The 3,737-nt window shown below is 73.3% G+C and carries 4 protein-coding genes; 1 reads left to right on the top strand and 3 read right to left on the bottom strand.

The genetic code is table 11. The features are described from left to right. Positions 1–19: 19 nt before the first annotated feature. From purM to ACFT55_RS19590, 3 genes are read right to left on the bottom strand one after another with little or no spacing between them, the layout of a single operon-like run. The gene (gene purM / locus ACFT55_RS19600) at positions 20–1,126 is read right to left on the bottom strand and encodes a phosphoribosylformylglycinamidine cyclo-ligase (protein ID WP_380245525.1); all 1,107 of its coding nucleotides are present in this window, start codon (positions 1,124–1,126) and stop codon (positions 20–22) included. A 37-nt stretch (positions 1,127–1,163) separates the two neighbouring features. Next, positions 1,164–2,711: an amidophosphoribosyltransferase gene (gene purF / locus ACFT55_RS19595; RefSeq protein WP_380245524.1), complete on the bottom strand. Its 1,548-nt coding sequence runs from the start codon at positions 2,709–2,711 to the stop codon at positions 1,164–1,166. A 47-nt stretch (positions 2,712–2,758) separates the two neighbouring features. Then, positions 2,759–3,196, bottom strand: a complete 438-nt coding sequence (locus ACFT55_RS19590) for a histidine kinase (protein WP_380245523.1) — start codon at positions 3,194–3,196, stop codon at positions 2,759–2,761. Between the two features lie 171 nt (positions 3,197–3,367). Between ACFT55_RS19590 and ACFT55_RS19585 the strand changes: the two genes are divergently transcribed. Further along, entirely contained in the window at positions 3,368–3,640 is a 273-nt protein-coding gene (locus tag ACFT55_RS19585) for a GlsB/YeaQ/YmgE family stress response membrane protein (protein ID WP_380245522.1), read from the top strand. Positions 3,641–3,737 lie beyond the last annotated feature (97 nt).

Raw genomic sequence — 3,737 nt, 5'->3', positions numbered from 1 at the left:
GGCTCGCCTCCCCCGCACCTCAGCGGTAGTCGCCCGTCAGGCGGACCGCGCCGCCCTGCACGCCCTTCGTGCCTGCCACGAGGTCCTCTGCCGGTGCGGCGGGGTCCAGGTCGGCCACCGAGCCCAGCACCCAGGCGGGCACCCCGCGCGCCGCGAGCGTCGCCAGGGCGGCGTCCACGCCGTCGGCTGCGACGACGGCCACCATGCCGACGCCCAGGTTGAGCGTGTTCTCCAGGTCGCTCCGCGGCACCGAGCCGAGGTCGCGGACCGTGCGGAACACCGCGGGGACCTCCCACGACGCGCGGTCCACCGTCGCCACGGTCCCGGCCGGCAGGACGCGCGCGAGGTTCGCCGCGAGGCCGCCGCCCGTCACATGCGTGAACGCGTGCACCTGCGCCGCGGGGTCCTCCGCGAGCGCGAGCACGTCGCGCGCGTAGACGCGGGTGGGCTCCAGCAGCTCCTCGCCCAGCGTGCGGCCGAACTCCTCGACGTGCCGGTCCAGGGTCCAGCCGGCGTGCTTCACGACCGCGCGGACCAACGAGTAGCCGTTCGAGTGCAGGCCGCTCGAGCCCATCGCGACCAGCACGTCGCCCGCGCGGACCCGCTCCGGGCCGAGGACGGCGTCCGCCTCGACGATGCCCGTGGCGGCACCCGCGACGTCGTACTCGTCCGGCTCCAGGAGGCCCGGGTGCTCGGCGGTCTCGCCACCCACGAGCGCCGTGCCGGCCACCTCGCAGGCCTGCGCGATGCCGCGCACGATGTCGGCCACGCGCTCGGGGACGACCTTGCCCGTGGCGATGTAGTCCGTCATGAACAGCGGCTCGGCGCCGACCACCACGATGTCGTCCACGACCATGCCGACGAGGTCGAAGCCGATCGTGTCGTGCTTGTCGAGCGCCTGGGCGATCGCGACCTTGGTGCCGACGCCGTCGGTCGACGTGGCGAGCAGCGGCTGCCGGTACGTGCGGATCGCCGACAGGTCGAAGAGCCCGGCGAACCCGCCCACCCCGCCGAGGACGGCGGGACCGTGCGTGCGGCGCACCGCGTCCTTCATCAGCTCGACGGCCTTGTCGCCCGCCTCGGTGTCGACGCCGGCGGCGGCGTAGGTCAGGGGTTCGTTCGTCACGTGATGCTCACCGTTCGTCGGCTGTACCAGTCGGCTGTCAGGGGTGGTCGAGGGCGTTGGCGCCACCGGCGCCCACGGAGACCCGCGTGAGCCCGTCCTCGGGCGCGCCGAGCGGCAGCTCGGCCTGCTCCAGCAGGTGCTTGCCGAGCTGGTCGGCAGTGGGGAGCTCGATCGGGTACTTGCCCGTGAAGCACGCGGCGCACAGCTGGGACGAGGGCTGCTCGGTGGCCTCGATCATGCCCTCGAGCGAGATGTACCCGAGGGAGTCGGCGCCCAGGGACTGCCCGATCTCGTCCGGTGTCAGCCCGTTCGCGATCAGCTCGGCGCGCGACGCGAAGTCGATGCCGTAGAAGCACGGCCACTTCACCGGCGGGGAGGAGATGCGGACGTGGACCTCGGCCGCACCGGCCTCGCGGAGCATCCGGACCAGGGCCCGCTGCGTGTTCCCGCGCACGATCGAGTCGTCGACGACGACGAGGCGCTTGCCGCGGATGACCTCGCGGAGCGGGTTGAGCTTGAGCCGGATGCCGAGCTGGCGGAGCGTGTCCGACGGCTGGATGAAGGTGCGGCCCACGTAGGCGTTCTTGGTGAGCCCCTGCCCGAAGGGGATGCCGGACTCGGCCGCGTACCCGACGGCGGCCGGCGTGCCGGACTCCGGCGTCGGGATGACGAGGTCGGCCTCGACCGGGTGCTCGCGCGCGAGCCGGCGGCCCATCTCGACGCGCGAGGCGTGCACCGAGCGACCGTTGATCGTGTTGTCCGGGCGGGCGAGGTACACGTACTCGAACACGCAGGCCGCGCGCTCCGTCTCGGCGAAACGCTCGGAGCGCAGGCCGTCGGCGTCGATGGTGATGAGCTCGCCCGGCTCGACGTCGCGCACGTACGACGCGCCGACGATGTCGAGGGCAGGCGTCTCGGACGCGACGACCCAGCCGCGCTGGAGGCGCCCCAGGACCAGCGGGCGCACGCCCTGCGGGTCGCGGGCGGCGTAGAGGGTCCCCTCGTCCATGAACACGAGCGAGAACGCGCCGCGCAGGCGCGGCAGCACCTCGAGCGCCGTCTGCGCGAGGGTGTGGTCGGCGTCGCCGGCGAGCAGCGCCGTGATGAGCGCCGTGTCGGTGGTGTTGCCGCGCGCCAGCTCGCCGCGCCGCTGCGCGCCGTAGCGCTCGGCCACGAGGTTCACGAGCTCGGCGGAGTTGGTGAGGTTGCCGTTGTGGCCGAGGGCCACGGTGCCGCCCGCCGTCGCACCGAGGGTCGGCTGGGCGTTCTCCCAGGTGACCCCACCCGTGGTGGAGTACCGGCAGTGGCCCACGGCGAGGTGGCCGGTGAGGGCGTCGAGGGCGGTCTCGTCGAAGACCTGGGACACGAGCCCCATGTCCTTGTAGACGAGGATCTGCTCGCCGTTGCTGGTCGCGATGCCGGCGGACTCCTGTCCGCGGTGCTGCAACGCGTACAGACCGAAGTAGGCGAGCTTGGCGACCTCCTCACCGGGGGCCCAGACCCCGAAGACGCCGCAAGCGTCCTGGGGGCCCTTCTCGCCGGGCATGAGGTCGTGGTTCAGGCGGCCGTCAGGGCGCAAGGGCATGAGTCGAGTATCCCACAGCCGCCCGGGCGGCCGACCTGGAGGATCGGTCAGCGGCGCCGCAGGCTGCGCCGGTCGGAGACCACCGCGAGCAGCCCCGCGACCCCCAGCCCGAGCGCGATCCCGCCGAGCACCGTCACCGCGACGTAGACGCCCGGCTTCATCAGGGTCTCGGCCGATCCGGAGACGTCGATCAGCCAGGTGGAGAAGATCAGCCCGACGACCGCGCCGACCAGCGCGCCCACCCACAGGAAGACGGGGTACTTGGGGGCGCGGCGCACACGCCCCGGGTCGACGAGCAGCGTCACGTCCTGCGGCTCCTCGGGCGAGTGCGGGGTAGGACCGTCGTCCGCCGCGGGGGCGTCGTCCGCCGGTGCGGGCGTCGTCGGCGCGTCCGTCGCGGGGGCGTCGTCCCGTGCACCGTCGTGCACGGTGCCGTCGTTCGCGGTGCCGTCGTTCGCCGGGCCGTCAGGGGTCGAGCTGCTCACCCCACGAGCCTAAGTCACCGCACGAACCCCGCCGACACGCCGCCGAGATGCCGAGGAGATGCCGCCGAGCTGCCGCCGCGCACCCCCGCCGGACGGGCGGCGTGCACCCACGCTTCGCCGTACTGTCAACGAAGGCGCGACCTGCGCCGACGTCGAGAAAGGGGCAGCACCGTGAGCATCTCCGGCATCATCAGCGCGATCATCATCGGCGCGATCATCGGGGCCCTGGGGCGGCTGTTCGTGCGCGGACGGCAGAACATCTCGATCCTCGTGACGATCCTGGTCGGCATCGTGGCTGCCCTGCTGGGCACGTGGATCGCGGACCTCGTCGGGGTCAAGGACACAGGCGGCATCGACTGGCTGGAGCTGGTCTTCCAGATCGTCCTCGCGGCGATCGGCGTCTCCATCGTCGCCGGGATCGGCGCCCGCTCGCGGCAGCCCTGACCGCACGCCGCGGCAGCGCGGAACCGCACGCCACGGCCCGCAGAGCTCGAAACTCCCGGAACGCCCCGGACACGCCGCCGGCCGTGCCCGCCGCGAC

The organism is Isoptericola sp. NPDC057191 (assembly GCF_042670225.1).
Lineage (GTDB): Bacteria > Actinomycetota > Actinomycetes > Actinomycetales > Cellulomonadaceae > Isoptericola.
This window is presented reverse-complemented; position numbering and strand designations above follow the sequence as displayed.